The organism is Pseudonocardia kunmingensis (genome assembly GCF_006716445.1).
Lineage (GTDB): Bacteria > Actinomycetota > Actinomycetes > Mycobacteriales > Pseudonocardiaceae > Pseudonocardia > Pseudonocardia kunmingensis.
In genome coordinates, this window is record NZ_VFPA01000003.1 from 1,100,391 (window position 1) to 1,114,421 (window position 14,031).

Below are 14,031 nucleotides of genomic sequence, written 5' to 3' on the forward strand. Positions count from 1 at the left end.
ACCGGGTCGGCCGGATGATCAGGAGGCCGCGCCGCCCGAGAGCAGCGGCAGGATGGACCCGCCGGCGATGCCGAGCAGCACGGCGGCGGCCGCGCAGACGTAGGCGGTCCCGGCCGGCCACGCACCCGCGGGCTGCAGAGCCGCGGGCGACGCCTGGTCCTGGGCGGTGCGGAAGGCGGGGGCGACCCAGCGCAGGTAGTAGAAGACGCTGGCCACCGTGTTGACGACGGCCAGGACCGCGAGCCACGCGAACCCGCCGTCGATGGCGGCGGTGAAGACGGTGAGCTTGCCGAGGAACACCGCGGTCGGCGGGGTGCCGATCAGCCCGAGCAGGCAGACGACCAGCGCCGCCGCGAGTGCGGGCCGGCGCCCTGCCATTCCGCGGTAGTCGTCGAGGGCGCGGGCCCGCGGCAGCTCGGCGACCACGGCGAACGCTCCGAGGTTCGTGACGGCGTACCCGGCGAGGTAGAACAGCAGGGCCGGCTGGGCCAGCTCCGCGCGACCCGCCACGGCGACGACCATGAGCAGGTAGCCGACCTGGCTGATCGTCGAGTACGCGAGCAGCCGCTGCACCGTGGTCTGGAAGAACGCCGCCAGGTTGCCCAGCGTCATCGACACGGCGGCGAGGACCGCCACGAGCAACGGCCAGTCGAGCGCGTCGGCCGGGATCGCGACGAGCAACAACCGGTACGCGGCGACGAGGCCACCGATCTTCGGGATCGTCGTGACGATCGCGGCGACCGCGGGCGGCGTCCCGTCGGTGACGTCGGGCACCCAGAAGTGCCCCGGAACGGCACCGATCTTGAACAGCAACCCCGCGAGCACGGCGACCAGCCCCACACCGGCCGCGGCCACCGGCGCGGTGGTGAGGCCCTCGCGCAGCGGGCCGTAGGCGGTGGAGCGGCCGACGCCGTAGAGGATCGCGGTGCCGGTGAGCATGGCGACACCGAGGAACGCCCCGGACAGGTAGTACTTCATCGCCGCTTCGGTGCTCAGCGCGCGCTTGTCCCAGCCGGCGAGGGCGTAGAACGGGATGCTGGCGAGCAGGAACGCGGCGAACAGCAACAACAGGTCGTTCGCGCCGCCGAGCAGGACCGTGCCCAGGGCGCCGAGCTGCAGCAGGACCACGAACTCGGTCTCGCGGCGGTGCCCGGCCGTGGCGTCGACGGACAGGGCGAGCGCCACCAGCACCGCGACGAGCACGATGGCGCGCGTCGCGTGGGTGAGGGTGTCGACGGCGTAGCTGGTGCCGAACACGACCTCGTCGGGGCGCGTGGCCGCGGCGGCGGTGGCGGCCAGCCCGGCGAGCGCTGCCGCGGCGGCCAGCGCCCGCACCAGCCACTGGCGGTGCCGCGGCAGCCACGCGCCGAGCAGCAGCCCGAACACCGCGGCGCCGAGCAGCAGCAGCTCCGGGACCAGTGCCCCGGGGTTCTCGTTCATTCCGGTCATCGCGCGACGAGCTCCACGAGCGCGCGCGAGGCCGGCTCGATGACGTCGAGCAGGAACCGGGGCAGCACCCCGATCACCGTGGCCAGCGCCAGCAGCGGGACGATCGCGGCGAGCTCACTGCGGTACAGGTCGGCGAACGGGCGTGGGCTGCCGGGCGCGTCCGGGACGCGCAGCGGGCCGAGGAACAGCCGCTGCAGGGCCAGCAGGAAGAGTCCGGCGGTGATCAGGATGCCGAGCACGGCGAGCGCGGTGGGCACCGGCGCGGCCGACAGGGCGCCGGTGAAGATCTGGAACTCCGCGATGAACCCGGCGAACCCCGGCAGCCCCAGCGAGGCGAACGCGGCCACGGCGAACACCCCGGCGAACACGGGCGTGCGCGCCGCGAGCCCGGAGTAGGCGGCCATCTCGTAGGTGCGCCCCCGGTCGTAGAGCACGCCGCTGAGCAGGAACAGCGCACCGGTGATCAGTCCGTGGGCGACCATCTGAGTCACCGCGCCGGTCGTGGCCAGCTGCCGCGCCTGCTCGTCGGTGCCGGCGAGGATCCCGGCCGCTCCCACCCCGAGGACCACGTACCCCATGTGGTTCACCGAGGTGTAGGCGATCATCCGCTTGAGGTCGGTCTGCGCCAGCGCCACCAGCGCCCCGTAGAGCACCGACACGACGCCGACGACGACCGCGACCACCGCGTACTGGCGCCAGGTGTCGGGCAGGATCGGCATCGCGATCCGGACGAACCCGTAGGTGCCCATCTTCAGCAGGATCGCGGCGAGGATCGCCGAACCCGTCGCGGGAGCCTCGGTGTGTGCCGGGGGCAGCCAGGTGTGGAACGGCACCGTCGGCGTCTTCACGGCCAGGCCGACACCGATCGCGAGCAGCGCGAGCGCCGCGTACATCCCGCCGCCCGCCAGCGGGTTCGCGGCGATCAGCTCGACGATGTCGAACGTGTGCGGCTGCGCCGCGAGGTACAGCAGGATGAACCCGAGCAGCAGCGCCAGCGACCCGAGGAACGTGTAGAGGAAGAACTTCAACGCGGCCGCGCGGGCCCGTTCACCGTGCCCCCAGCCGGCGATGATGAAGTACATGAACACGATCGACAGGTCGAAGAACAGGAAGAACAGGATCAGGTCGAGCGCCACGAACAGGCCGAGGCAGACGGCCTGCAGGCCGAGGAACAGCGCCACGTAGGCCTTGACCCGGCGGGTCTCCCGCAGCGCGAACACCGCACAGGCGAGGAAGAGCACCGCCGTCAGCGCGACCAGCGGTAGCGACAGGCCGTCCACACCGACGTGGTAGGAGATCCCGACGGTGGGCATCCACGCGGCCCGCTCCTCGAACTGGAACCCGCCCCCGGGCGCCAGCCGGAGCCACACCGCCACCACCAGCGCCAGGTCGACCGCGCTGACCGCGACCCAGGTGCCGGTGAACACCTTCCGGGGAGCGGTGGCCGGCACCAGCAGCAGCACCGCGGCCGCCACCGCGGGCAGGAACACGATCACCGACAACACGACGTTCACCTCACGACGATCACGAAGAGGGCCAGCACCGCCAGCACCGCGGCGGCCTGGGCGTAGTACTGGTGGATCTGCCCGGTCTGCGGCCTCCGGGCGAGCCGGCCCAGCCGGCCGGCACCGGTGGCGACCGCGCGGACGGCGCCGTCGACCGACGGCTCGCCACGGCGGTCCAGGACCCGTGCCACCGCTGCGGTGGCACGGGCGGCGCCCTCGACCGACCGGTCCAGGACGCGGTCGTCGAAGCGGGCGAGCAGGTGGGCCAGCGCGAGGGTCGGGCGGACGAACACCGCGTGCGCGGCGCTCTCCACCCCGAGCCACGACCCCAGCGCGCGCGGCGCCCCGATCCGCGCGGCGCTCCGCCACGTCACCGCGACCGCCGCGACGGCGAGCAGAGCGGACAGCACCAACTCCCACACCTTCGGCCCGGGCGCCACCGCGAGCGACCCGGTCGTCAGCAGCGGGAGCAGCCCGAGGGCGGCGGCGAGCGCGGCGAGCACCACCAGCGGGAGCCGCATCGCGGCGTTCACCCGGCCGGTCGGCTCGCCCTCGACGGCCGCTGGGGCGGACGGCGCGGGCTGCCACACGTACCAGACGGCCTTCGCGCTGTAGACCGCCGACACCACCGCTGCGACCAGGCCGGCCGCGTACAACGCCACCCCGCCGTGTTCGAGCGCGGCGGCGAGCACCGCGTCCTTGGACACCCACAACGACAGCGGCGGCAGCCCGGCCAGCGACGCCGCCCCGACGGTGAAGGCGACCCCGACCAGCGGGAACCGCCGCGCCGCTCCACGCAGCTCACCGAGCTGCTTGGTGCCCAGCGCCACCAACCACGCCCCGGCGGCGAGGAACAGCAGGCTCTTGGTCGCCGCGTGCGCGACCAGCTGCAACGCCCCGCCCGCGACACCGCCGACGCCCGCGGCCAGGACCATGAACCCGATCTGCGCGCACGTGGATGCGGCGAGCAGCTGCTTGAGGTCGGACTGCCCGACCGCGACCAGGCCCAGCAGCACCGCCGTCGCCGCCCCGGCCCAGGCCACCACCGGTCCCGCCCAGCCGGTGATCCCCAGCAAGGGGATCAGCCGCAGCAGCAGGTACGCGCCGGCCGCGACCATCGTCGCCGAGTGCAGCAGCGCCGACACCGGGCTCGGCCCGCGCATCGCCTGCGACAGCCAGAAGCTGAACGGCAGCTGCGCCGACTTGCCCAGCGCCGCGAGGACGAGGCCGGCCGTGGCGACGTGCAGCCAGGCCCCGCCCGCGGCGGGCAGGTCGGCGAGGGCCAGCGACCCGACGCCGCCCGCCAGCGCGGCCCCGGCCGCGACGTAGAGCCCGAGGTCGGCGAGCCGGGTGGTGAGGAACGCGGTGTGCCCGGCGCGCACCGAGTCCGGCTCCCGCCAGTGGTACGCGATGAGCGCCCAGCTCATCGCGCCCATCACCTCCCACGCCATCAGCAGCACGGCCAGCGTCGTCGCGGTGACGGTCACCAGCATCGCGCCGGCGAACAGCAGCACGAACCCGACGAACCGCGCGGTGCGCAGCTCCGCCTCGCCCGCCGCGAACACCAGCACCGCCAGGGTGGCGACCGCGACCGTGACGACCATCAGCGCCGACAGCCCGTCGACGGCGAGCCCGGCCCGGACCCCGGCCACCAGCGGCGCGTCGACCGCCGGGCGCGCGACGGCTGCCGCGGCAGCCATGACCAGCACGGCCACCGCCACGAGCACGCCCGCCACCGGGGCGAGCGCGTCCGCGCGCCGCCCGGCGACGGCGAGCAGCGCGCCGGCCAGGATCGGCACCGCGACCAGGAACCACAACGACATGGGGTGGCCTCAGCCCTTCAGATCCGCGGCGTCGTCGGTCATGTCGACCTGCCGCGCCCGGTAGATCGCGGTGACCACGGCGAACCCCGCCGCCATCTCGACGGCCATCGCGGTGATGATCACGACGATGAGCACCTGACCGTCGGTGCCGCCCGGCGCGACGAAGTACCAGAACGCGGCCGTGGCGACGATGACCCCGTTGAGCATCAGCTCCAGGCCCATCATCAGCATCACGATCGACTGCTGCGAGAGCGCGCCGTAGAGCCCGATCGCGAAGAGCCCGGCCGCGAGCAGCAGGAACAGTTCCAGGTTCATCGACCGACACCCCCGCCGGCCGGGTCGTCGGCGCGCGCGGCCCGCAGGTCGTCACCCAGGCGGTCGTAGCGGCCCCGGTCGGTGGACAGCACCACCGTGGCGACGATGGTGGCGAACAGGCCCACGCCCAGCGTCATCATCGTGAGCATCTGCCCGCCCATCAGCGCCTCGCCGAGCGCGAACGTCGGGTCGGGCGGGGGCTCGCCCTCGCGCGCCGGCCAGTCGACGAGCAGGATCCCGGCCGCCAGCACCACGAACGTGCCCACCGCGATCGTCATGGAACCGGCCTTGTTGTGGAACATCGACATCGGCATCAACCCGGCCGGGTTCATCATGTACATGATCATGAACACGGCCATGATCACCATCTCGATGACCATCATCAGCGCGATCACCAGGCCGAGGTAGCCCAACCCGAGCAGCAGCACCAGCCCGGCCACCGCGAGGAACGACGCGAGCAGCGCGAACGTCACCTGCGCCATCGAGTCCAACCGGAACACCAGCAGACCGAACACCAGCGCGGCGGCGGCCAACACCCAGAACAGGATGATCGAGAGCATCTACATCCCCCCTCGCTGGAGCACGACGATCGCCACGACCAGCGCCTGCGCGATCGTCAGCGGGATCAGCACGACCCACGCGAACTCCGTGTAGCGGTCCATCCGCACGGTCGGGAACCGGCGCCGCAACCACACGAGCAGCCCGAGCACCGCCACCGTCTTCACCGCGACCCAGGCCCACGGCGGCAGCAGCGGCCCGTGGCCCCCGCCGAGGAACAACGGCACCGCCATGGCCGCCGCCACCACCAGCAGCAGCCACCGCCCCCCGGCGAAGACCAGCCGGTCCACCCCCGACAGCTCGGCGGCCGCGCCCCCGGCCACGTCCCGCGCCACCGGGGCGTCGAACGGTCCCCAGAACGCCATCGCCGCCGCCGACATCAGATACACCACGAACGCCACCGGCATGATCACGACGAACCACAGGTCCGCCTGGGCGTCGACGATCGTCGTCAGCCGCAGGCTCTCCGCCCCCAGCGCGGCGGTGATGATCGCGAACATGTGCGGCAGCTCGTAGGCCAGACCCTGCGCGACGAACCGGTACCCCCCGACCAGGCCCAACACGCTGTTCGAACCCCAGCCGACCATCCACACCGCGGCCCACGCCACCACCTCCATGGCGTTGAACCACACGACGCCCACCGACAGGTCGGCCACCGGCCGTTCCCCCAGCGGCAGCACCGCGGCTGCGAGCAGTGCGGCCACCGGGAGCGCGGCGCCGCCGACGCGACCCAGCACCGCATCGGCCGCGACCGTGCGCCTGCGCTGCCCGACGAGCAACCGGGCCGCCGCGCGCCCCGGCATCCCGATCGCCTGCCCGACACCGGCCGGTCCCCCGGCGGCGCGGGCGGTCAGCGCCGCGTCCCAGGCCAGCGTCGCCCACAGGGCGACCCCGAGCAGCACGGGCAGCAGCAGCGCCCACCACCACGGAAGGGCCTGCGTCACCACCGCTGCGGGCATCTCACCCATGTCGCGCCTCCTCGTGGGCGGGGCCGCGGTCGGTGTCCGGGTCGACCGCAGCGATGATCAGCCGCGCTGCGGCGAGCTCGGCGCCCACCAGGAGGCTCGCGAGCTCGTCGACCGCGGGCCGCCGCGCCGGGGGCACGTCGCCGGCGCGGGTCTCGATCGCCGACAGCCTCGCCTCGAGCAGTGCGAGGACATCGGTCGTCCCGGCCGGGATCCGGCGGATCGACCAGCGCAGCGTGCGGGAGCGGCGGACCCGGCGCACCAGGGCGGCCAGCGGCCCGTCGATCCGCTCAGCCGACGCGCCGGCGAGCAGGGCGTCGCGCTGGGCGCGGGCGCGCGCGGCGGCGTCGGGCCATCCCGCGACGCCGAGGAACCTCGACAACCCGTCCAGCTCGCGCGCCGTGGCGTCCTCGCTCCGCCACGCCGGCAGATCGCCGGTCGCGGGGTCCAGCACCTCCGCCGCAGCCTCCTGGATCACGTCGCCCTGCAGCGTCACCCGCACCACCAGCCCGGCGGGCCAGTCCGGCAGCACCGGGCCGAGCGGCACGTGCAGCCGGTCCAGGGTCAACCCGTCGCGGTCCTCCCCCAGATCGGCCATCGGCAGCCCGCCCGGCATCTCCATTCCGCCGCCGTGCCCGTGGTGCCCGTGGTGCCCACCGCCGTGCCCGCCCGGCTCCCCGTGCTCGCCATGGTCTGCGTCGCCCCCGTGCCCGGCCTGCTCGCCTTGGTGCCCGTGGCCGCCGTCGCTCCCGTGATCGCCGCGCGCCCCGTGGTCGGTGTGGTCGCTGTGCTCGCCGTGGTCGCTGTGCTCGCCGTGGTCGCTGTGCTCACTGTCGTTGCTGTGCTCGCGGTGATCCGCGTGTTCTCCGTGGGGTTGCCGCCCGCTGCCGGGTCGGTCACCGGGGTCGGCCGCGAGGTCCGGCGGCGCGCTGCGCTGCTGGTCACGATCGCTCAGCACCGCAGCCACAGCGTCCAGCTGCGCGTCCGCGTCCGCCGGCTCCCGCACGTCGACCCGGGCACGCGGCGCCGGGATCTGCCGCCAGACCTGCGCGACGACGGCGGCGAGCTCGGGCCCGGGCGAGCCGGCGACGGCGAGCACGTCGGCGTCCGCCGGTCCGGTGGCCGCGGGCCATCCTCTCCGGACGAGCGCGGCCTCGAGCGCGAGCCGCACGGCGACCGCGCCGGGCACGGCCACCACGAGCACGTGCGGGCGGCGGGCGGCGACCCGGAGCAGCACCGACGTCAGGTCCACCGCCGTCACGCCCATCGCAGTGCCCCCTCGCGCCACGCGTAGAGCACACCCGCCAGCAGGATCCCGAGGAACAGGAACATCTCGACGACGGACGCCGGCCCGACCCGCGAGACCACCAGCGTCCACGGGTACATGAACAGCATCTCCATGTCGAAGGCCAGGAAGACCATGGTCACCGGGTACCAGCGCACGTGGAACCGGGACACCGCGTGCTCCTGCGGTGGCAACCCGCCCGAGAACGGCGGTGCGGCATCCATCGCACTCCGGACCGCCAGCAGCGCGGAGGCCGCGTAACCGGCCAGCACCAGGACGACGGCCACGGTGAGCAGCACGAGCAGCGGGACGAACTCCGTCAACCTGACCTCCTCGATACGGGTACGGGGTGCGGCCGGATACAGCTCGCGCGGCAGCCCCACCGTGCACGGGCGACCGGAGCAACGAACTGCCACACCGTACGAGTCGCCCGCCAGCTCGGTCGAGCCGCCCTTCTCCAGCGGTCTCACGTGCGACGACCCGGACGCACGCCAGGGGATGATGCCCGCCCCTCCGGGGCCGCGCCCGATGAAGCGACCGCTCCGTCAGCCGATCGCGCCGCCACCCCTCAGATCCCCTACCCCCGTAGGGCATTGGTCACAGTCGTGACACTTGCGCGAGAGCGCCGGGGAGGCCTACCTTCCGCTTCGCGATACCCCCTACGGGTAAGGAGTTTCCAATGTCCACCACCGCACCGGCGACCTCGCGCCGCCGGCTCGGGCTGCTGGTCATCGCCGCAGCCCAGTTCATGGTCATCATGGATACATCGATCATCGGAGTCGCCCTGCCGAAGATGCAGGCCGACCTCGGCTTCTCCCCCGAAGGCCTGTCCTGGGTCTTCAACGCCTACGTCGTGGCCTTCGGCGGACTGCTGCTACTCGGCGGGCGGCTCGCCGACCTGTTCGGGGCCCGCCGCCTGTTCGGCATCGGCTGGGTCGTCCTGCTGGTCGGATCCGTGCTCGCGGGGGCCGCGGGCACTGCGGCCTGGGAGCTCGCGGGGCGCGCCGTGCAGGGTGCCGGCGCCGCGCTCATCGCCCCCGCCGCGCTGACGCTGCTGATGATGCTCTTCGGCTCCGACCCGAAGGAGCTCACCAAGGCGCTCGCCCTGTACGGCGCCGCGGCGCCGGCAGGCGGCACCGCCGGGGTGTTCCTCGGCGGCGTGATCACCGAGTACCTCAGCTGGCCGTGGGTGTTCTACCTCAACGTGCCGATCGCGCTGCTGATCCTCGCCGTCATCCCGACGGTCATGCCCGCCGGCGGTCAGCGTCGCGGATCCGTGGACGCACTCGGAGCGATCACGGTCACCGCGGGTCTCGCACTGGCCGTCTACGGCATCGTCCGCGCCCCGGAGGCCGGATGGTCCGCCCCCGAGACGCTGCTCGCCCTCGGCGCCGCGATCGTGCTGCTCGCCGCGTTCGTGGCGATCCAGGCCCGTCGCCGGGAGCCGCTCGTGCGGCTGGGGATCTTCCGCACCCCGAACCTGGCCGCAGCCAACATCGCGCAGCTGCTGCTGGGCGCCGCGTGGATCCCGATGTGGTTCTTCCTCAACCTCTACCTGCAGCAGGTGCTCGGCTACACCGCGTTCCCCAGCGGCGCGGCGCTGCTGCCGATGACCATCGTGATCATGATCGGCATGATCGCCCTGGCCCCACGGTTGATCGGCCGCTTCGGACCGAAGGCCCTCACCGTGAGCGGGCTGGTCCTGCTGGCGGCCGGCATGGGGTGGCTGGCGCTCGTCCGGGCCGACGGCAGCTTCTGGGTGGACGTCCTGCCCGCCTCGATCGTGGCGGCACTGGGCATGTCGCTGGCCTTCATCCCCACCCTCGGCACCGCGCTGTCGGCGGCCCGTCCCGAGGAGGGCGGGCTCGCCTCCGGCATCGTCAACACCAGCTACCAGGTCGGATCCGCACTCGGGCTGGCGGCCATCACTGCACTAGCCACCATGCAGGGGGCCGACGCACTCGGTGACCCGGTCCGGCTGACCGGCGGCTACTCGGCCGCGTTCGTCGGCGCCGCCGTCATCGCACTCGCCGGCGCGGTGCTCGCCGCCGTCACCCTTCGCAGTGCACGGCCGGCAGCCGAGAGGACGGAGCCTGCCGACGCGGCCAGGTGACGCGTCCGGCGCAGCCCCGTCCAGCCCAGCCCCGTCCAGCGGCAGCCCGTCCAGGACTGCGCCGCCCCGAACGGCTCGCCGCGCCGGTTGCCACAGGCACCGGCGCGGCGAGCTCTTCCATCCGCTGACCGAAGGATCCCGCCATGCCCCGCATGCAACCGCTCGATCCGGACCACGCACCGTCCGTCGCCCGCACCCTGCTCGCCGACATCATCGACCGCAACGGCGACGCCGGACCCATGGTGCGCACGATGGCCCACTCCCCCGCCTTGCTGCAGGGCTACCTCGAACTCTCCCGGGCGATGAGACGCACCGCCATCCCGCGCCCGCTCAGCGAGAAGATCTCCCTCGCCCTGCAGGAGTGGATCGGCTGCGCGCTCTGCCTGGCCGCCCACACCGCCGCGGCACGCACCGTCGGCGTCTCCGATGCGGACATCGCACTGGCGCGCCAGGCCACCGCCAGCGACGCCCGCGAGGCGGCGCTCATCACCTACGCCGTCCGCGTGCTCACCGAGCCGAGCTCGCTCACCGACGCCGACGTGGACGAGCTGCGCCGGCACGGCTGGAAGGACCGGGTCATCGCCCTCGTCGCGCTCAACCAGCTCACCGGCGCGTTCAACCTCGTCGCCGGACTCGAACCCGCAGTCCTAGAGACTGTTTGGAAAGTCGATCTTCGCCTGCGTGTCGGTGAGCGGAGACAAGTGAGGTCTCCGGTAGATGGATCAACGACCAAGCCGACCATCACACCGGAGACCTCGTGGGGAACCTACCCGCGGGCGGACGCAAGGACCTCACCGACGCGCAGTGGCAGCTGCTGGAACCACTCCTGCCAGCGACAAGCGTGCTCGGCCGGCCCCCGATCTGGACCCGACGCCAACTGATCAACGGGATCCGCTGGCGGATCCGCACCGGCGCCCCGTGGCGCGACGTGCCCGAACGCTACGGCTCCTGGCAGTCCATCTATGGGCTGTTTCGGCGCTGGCAGCGCGACGGCACCTGGGCCCGGGTCTGGTCCAGGCTGCAGGAGCTCGGCGACGCGGCCGGATTGATCACCTGGGATGTGTCGGTCGACTCCACCGTGGTGCGCGCCCACCAGCACGCCGCCGGTGCCCGCCATGAGCCGGACCGGCAATGCGAACCGCCCGGTCCGGAGCCGGCCGATCACGGGCTGGGGCGTTCCCGCGGCGGGCTGTCCACGAAGCTCCATCTTGCGTGCGAGCAGGGCCGCAAACCGCTGTCGGTGGTGCTGTCGGCCGGGCAAGCCGGGGACAGCCCGCAGTTCACCGCCGTGCTCGACGCCATCCGCGTCGCCCGCACCGGCCCCGGCAGGCCTCGCACCCGGCCAGATCGCGTCCTGGCCGACAAGGCTTACAGCTCCCGCGCCAACCGCGCTTACCTGCGACGACGTGGCATCGCCGCGACCATCCCGGAACCGTCAGACCAGATCCGCAACCGGCGCCGACGTGGCCGCGCCGGTGGCCGCCCACCGACGTTCTGTGCTGAGACCTACAAGCAGCGCCACGCCGTGGAGTGCGGCATCAACCAGTACAAACAGCACCGCGCTGTGGCCAGCCGCTACGACAAACTCGCCGTCCGCTACCAAGCCACCGTCCACGTCGCCACCATCGACACATGGCTCCGCGACTTATCAAACAGGCTCTAGCCGATGCCGGCCCGCAGGCGACCTGACCGGCGCGCCCATGGCCGACCCGCCGGTGGCAGCAGGCTTCCCTGGTACGGGGGCATAGTATCGGCCCCGTACCGAGGAGGACGGATGCACGGATACACCCAGGACAAGGACGCCTATCTCAAGCGCCTTCGACGGGTCGAGGGTCAGGTCCGGGGCATCGCCAAGATGATCGACGACGACAAGTACTGCATCGACGTCCTCACCCAGGTCTCGGCCGCCACCAAGGCCCTCGAAGCCGTGGCACTCGGATTGCTCGACGAACACCTCCGGCACTGCGTCGTGCAGGCCGCCGCCGAAGGCGGACAGATCTCGGACCAGAAGCTCACCGAGGCCAGCGCGGCGATCGCCCGCCTCGTCAAGTCCTGACGAACCCCTGGATCAGCGCGATCCCTTCCGCGCACAGCGCCGGGCGACGTCGACGAGGACCTCGAGCACGACGCGCCACCGTCCGATCCGCCGCTCGCCGGTGAGGCGGATCCTCGCGGCGGTCACGCGGCGGTCCGCGGTGCCGGGTCGACCCCGGTGAGACCGGCGCGTCGCGCGACGTGAGCCCACGACCGGTCGGCAGCGGCGACCCCGACCGCGGTGACGACGCGGCGCTCCGCGTCGAGGACGAACGCCGCCCTGCCTGCGACATCGACTCCGACCACGACGGCCCGCTGACATTCGACCACGCGCTCACTCCTTCACTGCATTCGGCCCGTGAGCAGCTTTCTACCCTATAGGCCTAAGGGGTATGTTTATGGAGTGATCCACCTCGCACCGCCTAGGGTACCCCCCTATGGTATGTTCGGTCGGGTCAACAGGAGGAGACATGAACGGATACGCCGAGGACAAGGACGCCTACCTGAAGCGGATGCGCCGGATCGAGGGACAGGTCCGCGGCATCGCGAAGATGATCGACGACGACAAGTACTGCATCGATGTCCTCACCCAGGTCTCGGCCGCCACCAAGGCCCTCGAAGCGGTGGCGCTGGGCCTGCTCGACGAGCACCTGCGGCACTGCGTCGCCCAGGCCGCCGCCGAAGGCGGATCGCTGGCCGACCAGAAGGTCGCCGAGGCCAGTGCCGCCATCGCCCGCCTCGTCAAGTCCTGAGCACGTACTGGAAGAAGCCCGAGAGTCCAGGAGGAAGCAACCGATGAGTGAGACCACCTACACCGTCACCGGCATGACCTGCGGGCACTGCGTCGCATCGGTCACCGAGGAGATCAACGAGATCGACGGGGTCACCGGCGTGGCAGTGGACCTGCCCACCGGCGCCGTCACCGTCACCAGCAGCAAGCCGCTCGACGCCGCGGACGTTCGCGAGGCGGTCGAGGAAGCCGGGTACCAGCTCGCCGGCTGATGGCGACATCTTCCAGAAGGAAGTGACATGAACGTGAGCGCGAAGCTCTCCGCCTACGGTGCGGCGCTCGCCCTGCTCGTCACAGGGGCGTACGCCGTCGGCACCGCTGTCGGTCCCCTCTCCAGCACCGCCGCCGAGGGCGGCAACGGTGCGACCGGCGCTGAGGCCGCCGGTCACGGGGGCACACACAGCGGCACCGTCGCGGAGGCCGCAACCGACCAGCCGAGCGGGCTGGCGTCGAGCAGGGGCGGCTACACCCTCACGCCCACCGACCCGACGCCCACCGACGGATCCTTCTCCTTCCGCATCACCGGTCCGGACGGCGCGGCCGTCACGGCCTTCGACGTCGAGCACGACAAGCGGATGCACCTCATCATCGTGCGCCGCGACACCACCGGCTTCCAGCACGTGCACCCCGAGATGGCGCCCGACGGCACGTGGAGCGTCCCGCTGACATTGCCGGCGGGCGGCTCGTACCGCGCCTTCGCCGACTTCGCCCCGACCGGCGGCACCGGCACCACGCTCGGCGTCGACATCGCCGCACCCGGCCCGTTCGAACCCGTCGAGCACGCGCCGAGCCGCACCGCCCAGGTCGGCGGTTACACCGTCGAGCTCGCGGGCGACCTCGTACCCGGGCAGGGCTCCCCCGTCACCCTGACGGTGAGCAAGGACGGCCAACCGGTCACGGACCTGCAGCCTTACCTGGCCGCCTACGGCCACCTCGTCGCGCTGCGCGAAGGCGACCTCGCCTACCTGCACGTGCACCCCGAGGGGGCGCCCGGCGACGGGATCACCCCGGCCGGACCGCAGATCGAGTTCGTCGCCGAGGTGCCCAGCGCGGGCAGCTACCGGCTGTTCCTGGACTTCCAGCACGGCGGGGTCGTGCGCACCGCGGAGTTCACCGTGCCCACCGGGCCGGCCGTCGCCGACGCCCCTGTGGCGCCGGGGCACGCCGACGACGGCCACGGCCACTGATCACCGC

The 14,031-nt window shown here is 72.7% G+C and carries 16 protein-coding genes; 7 read left to right on the top strand and 9 right to left on the bottom strand.

Annotation, left to right across the window (positions count from 1 at the left end; translation table 11 throughout):
- Nucleotides 1-18: 18 nt before the first annotated feature.
- From FB558_RS28125 to FB558_RS28160, 8 genes are read right to left on the bottom strand one after another with little or no spacing between them, the layout of a single operon-like run.
- Nucleotides 19-1,449, bottom strand: a complete 1,431-nt coding sequence (locus FB558_RS28125; RefSeq protein WP_142058423.1) for an NADH-quinone oxidoreductase subunit N — start codon at nucleotides 1,447-1,449, stop codon at nucleotides 19-21.
- Nucleotides 1,446-2,954, bottom strand: a complete 1,509-nt coding sequence (locus tag FB558_RS28130) for a complex I subunit 4 family protein (RefSeq protein ID WP_211366952.1) — start codon at nucleotides 2,952-2,954, stop codon at nucleotides 1,446-1,448. The genes FB558_RS28125 and FB558_RS28130 overlap by 4 nt, the downstream gene beginning before the upstream one ends.
- Before the next feature lie 5 nt (nucleotides 2,955-2,959).
- Nucleotides 2,960-4,777: an NADH-quinone oxidoreductase subunit 5 family protein gene (locus tag FB558_RS28135; protein WP_142058427.1), complete on the bottom strand. Its 1,818-nt coding sequence runs from the start codon at nucleotides 4,775-4,777 to the stop codon at nucleotides 2,960-2,962.
- Nucleotides 4,778-4,786: 9 nt separating this feature from the next.
- Entirely contained in the window at nucleotides 4,787-5,092 is a 306-nt protein-coding gene (gene nuoK / locus FB558_RS28140) for an NADH-quinone oxidoreductase subunit NuoK (protein ID WP_094927317.1), read from the bottom strand.
- A complete protein-coding gene (locus FB558_RS28145) occupies nucleotides 5,089-5,652 on the bottom strand; it encodes an NADH-quinone oxidoreductase subunit J (protein WP_142058429.1) in 564 nt (187 codons plus the stop codon). Before FB558_RS28145 ends, nuoK begins: the two co-directional genes overlap by 4 nt.
- Nucleotides 5,653-6,618: a complex I subunit 1 family protein gene (locus FB558_RS28150; RefSeq protein WP_246106791.1), complete on the bottom strand. Its 966-nt coding sequence runs from the start codon at nucleotides 6,616-6,618 to the stop codon at nucleotides 5,653-5,655.
- Entirely contained in the window at nucleotides 6,611-7,882 is a 1,272-nt protein-coding gene (locus FB558_RS28155) for a hypothetical protein (protein ID WP_211366886.1), read from the bottom strand. Before FB558_RS28155 ends, FB558_RS28150 begins: the two co-directional genes overlap by 8 nt.
- Nucleotides 7,873-8,223 carry an NADH-quinone oxidoreductase subunit A gene (locus FB558_RS28160; RefSeq protein ID WP_211366887.1) on the bottom strand — a complete coding sequence of 117 codons (351 nt, stop codon included), beginning with the start codon at nucleotides 8,221-8,223 and terminating at the stop codon, nucleotides 7,873-7,875. The genes FB558_RS28155 and FB558_RS28160 overlap by 10 nt, the downstream gene beginning before the upstream one ends.
- 356 nt (nucleotides 8,224-8,579) lie before the next feature.
- Here FB558_RS28160 and FB558_RS28165 point away from each other — a divergent pair, with 356 nt between their 5' ends.
- The 4 genes from FB558_RS28165 (at nucleotide 8,580) to FB558_RS28180 (ending at nucleotide 12,069) form a co-directional block, all read left to right on the top strand.
- Entirely contained in the window at nucleotides 8,580-10,013 is a 1,434-nt protein-coding gene (locus FB558_RS28165) for a DHA2 family efflux MFS transporter permease subunit (RefSeq protein WP_142058431.1), read from the top strand.
- 143 nt (nucleotides 10,014-10,156) lie between these two features.
- Complete coding sequence (locus tag FB558_RS28170; RefSeq protein ID WP_246106792.1) at nucleotides 10,157-10,894, top strand: carboxymuconolactone decarboxylase family protein; 738 nt, start codon at nucleotides 10,157-10,159, stop codon at nucleotides 10,892-10,894.
- Entirely contained in the window at nucleotides 10,825-11,676 is an 852-nt protein-coding gene (locus FB558_RS28175; RefSeq protein WP_246106850.1) for an IS5 family transposase, read from the top strand. The genes FB558_RS28170 and FB558_RS28175 overlap by 70 nt, the downstream gene beginning before the upstream one ends.
- Before the next feature lie 111 nt (nucleotides 11,677-11,787).
- Nucleotides 11,788-12,069, top strand: coding sequence for a metal-sensitive transcriptional regulator (locus FB558_RS28180; protein WP_142058433.1), 282 nt, complete (start codon nucleotides 11,788-11,790; stop codon nucleotides 12,067-12,069).
- Between the two features lie 122 nt (nucleotides 12,070-12,191).
- Here the strand turns inward: FB558_RS28180 and FB558_RS28185 are convergent, their stop codons facing one another.
- The gene (locus FB558_RS28185) at nucleotides 12,192-12,377 is read right to left on the bottom strand and encodes a hypothetical protein (protein WP_142058435.1); all 186 of its coding nucleotides are present in this window, start codon (nucleotides 12,375-12,377) and stop codon (nucleotides 12,192-12,194) included.
- Nucleotides 12,378-12,517: 140 nt separating this feature from the next.
- On the opposite strand from FB558_RS28185, the gene FB558_RS28190 reads away from it, so the two are divergent.
- The 3 genes from FB558_RS28190 to FB558_RS28200 are packed head-to-tail and all read left to right on the top strand — an operon-like array spanning nucleotide 12,518 to nucleotide 14,024.
- The gene (locus FB558_RS28190) at nucleotides 12,518-12,799 is read left to right on the top strand and encodes a metal-sensitive transcriptional regulator (protein ID WP_142058437.1); all 282 of its coding nucleotides are present in this window, start codon (nucleotides 12,518-12,520) and stop codon (nucleotides 12,797-12,799) included.
- A gap of 43 nt (nucleotides 12,800-12,842) precedes the next feature.
- The gene (locus tag FB558_RS28195; protein ID WP_142058439.1) at nucleotides 12,843-13,049 is read left to right on the top strand and encodes a heavy-metal-associated domain-containing protein; all 207 of its coding nucleotides are present in this window, start codon (nucleotides 12,843-12,845) and stop codon (nucleotides 13,047-13,049) included.
- Between the two features lie 27 nt (nucleotides 13,050-13,076).
- Nucleotides 13,077-14,024 (top strand): hypothetical protein, encoded by a 948-nt coding sequence (locus FB558_RS28200; protein ID WP_142058441.1) that lies wholly within the window; start codon nucleotides 13,077-13,079, stop codon nucleotides 14,022-14,024.
- The last annotated feature ends 7 nt before the right edge of the window (nucleotides 14,025-14,031 follow it).

Excerpts from the sequence above, each read along its gene's own strand:
- FB558_RS28125 (WP_142058423.1), bottom strand. The coding sequence starts at position 1,449 with ATGACCGGAATGAACGAGAACCCCGGGGCACTGGTCCCGGAGCTGCTG.
- FB558_RS28135 (WP_142058427.1), bottom strand. The coding sequence starts at position 4,777 with ATGTCGTTGTGGTTCCTGGTCGCGGTGCCGATCCTGGCCGGCGCGCTG.
- nuoK (WP_094927317.1), bottom strand. The coding sequence starts at position 5,092 with ATGAACCTGGAACTGTTCCTGCTGCTCGCGGCCGGGCTCTTCGCGATC.
- FB558_RS28145 (WP_142058429.1), bottom strand. The coding sequence starts at position 5,652 with ATGCTCTCGATCATCCTGTTCTGGGTGTTGGCCGCCGCCGCGCTGGTG.
- FB558_RS28150 (WP_246106791.1), bottom strand. The coding sequence starts at position 6,618 with ATGGGTGAGATGCCCGCAGCGGTGGTGACGCAGGCCCTTCCGTGGTGG.
- FB558_RS28155 (WP_211366886.1), bottom strand. The coding sequence starts at position 7,882 with ATGGGCGTGACGGCGGTGGACCTGACGTCGGTGCTGCTCCGGGTCGCC.
- FB558_RS28165 (WP_142058431.1), top strand. The coding sequence starts at position 8,580 with ATGTCCACCACCGCACCGGCGACCTCGCGCCGCCGGCTCGGGCTGCTG.
- FB558_RS28170 (WP_246106792.1), top strand. The coding sequence starts at position 10,157 with ATGCCCCGCATGCAACCGCTCGATCCGGACCACGCACCGTCCGTCGCC.
- FB558_RS28180 (WP_142058433.1), top strand. The coding sequence starts at position 11,788 with ATGCACGGATACACCCAGGACAAGGACGCCTATCTCAAGCGCCTTCGA.
- FB558_RS28190 (WP_142058437.1), top strand. The coding sequence starts at position 12,518 with ATGAACGGATACGCCGAGGACAAGGACGCCTACCTGAAGCGGATGCGC.
- FB558_RS28195 (WP_142058439.1), top strand. The coding sequence starts at position 12,843 with ATGAGTGAGACCACCTACACCGTCACCGGCATGACCTGCGGGCACTGC.
- FB558_RS28200 (WP_142058441.1), top strand. The coding sequence starts at position 13,077 with ATGAACGTGAGCGCGAAGCTCTCCGCCTACGGTGCGGCGCTCGCCCTG.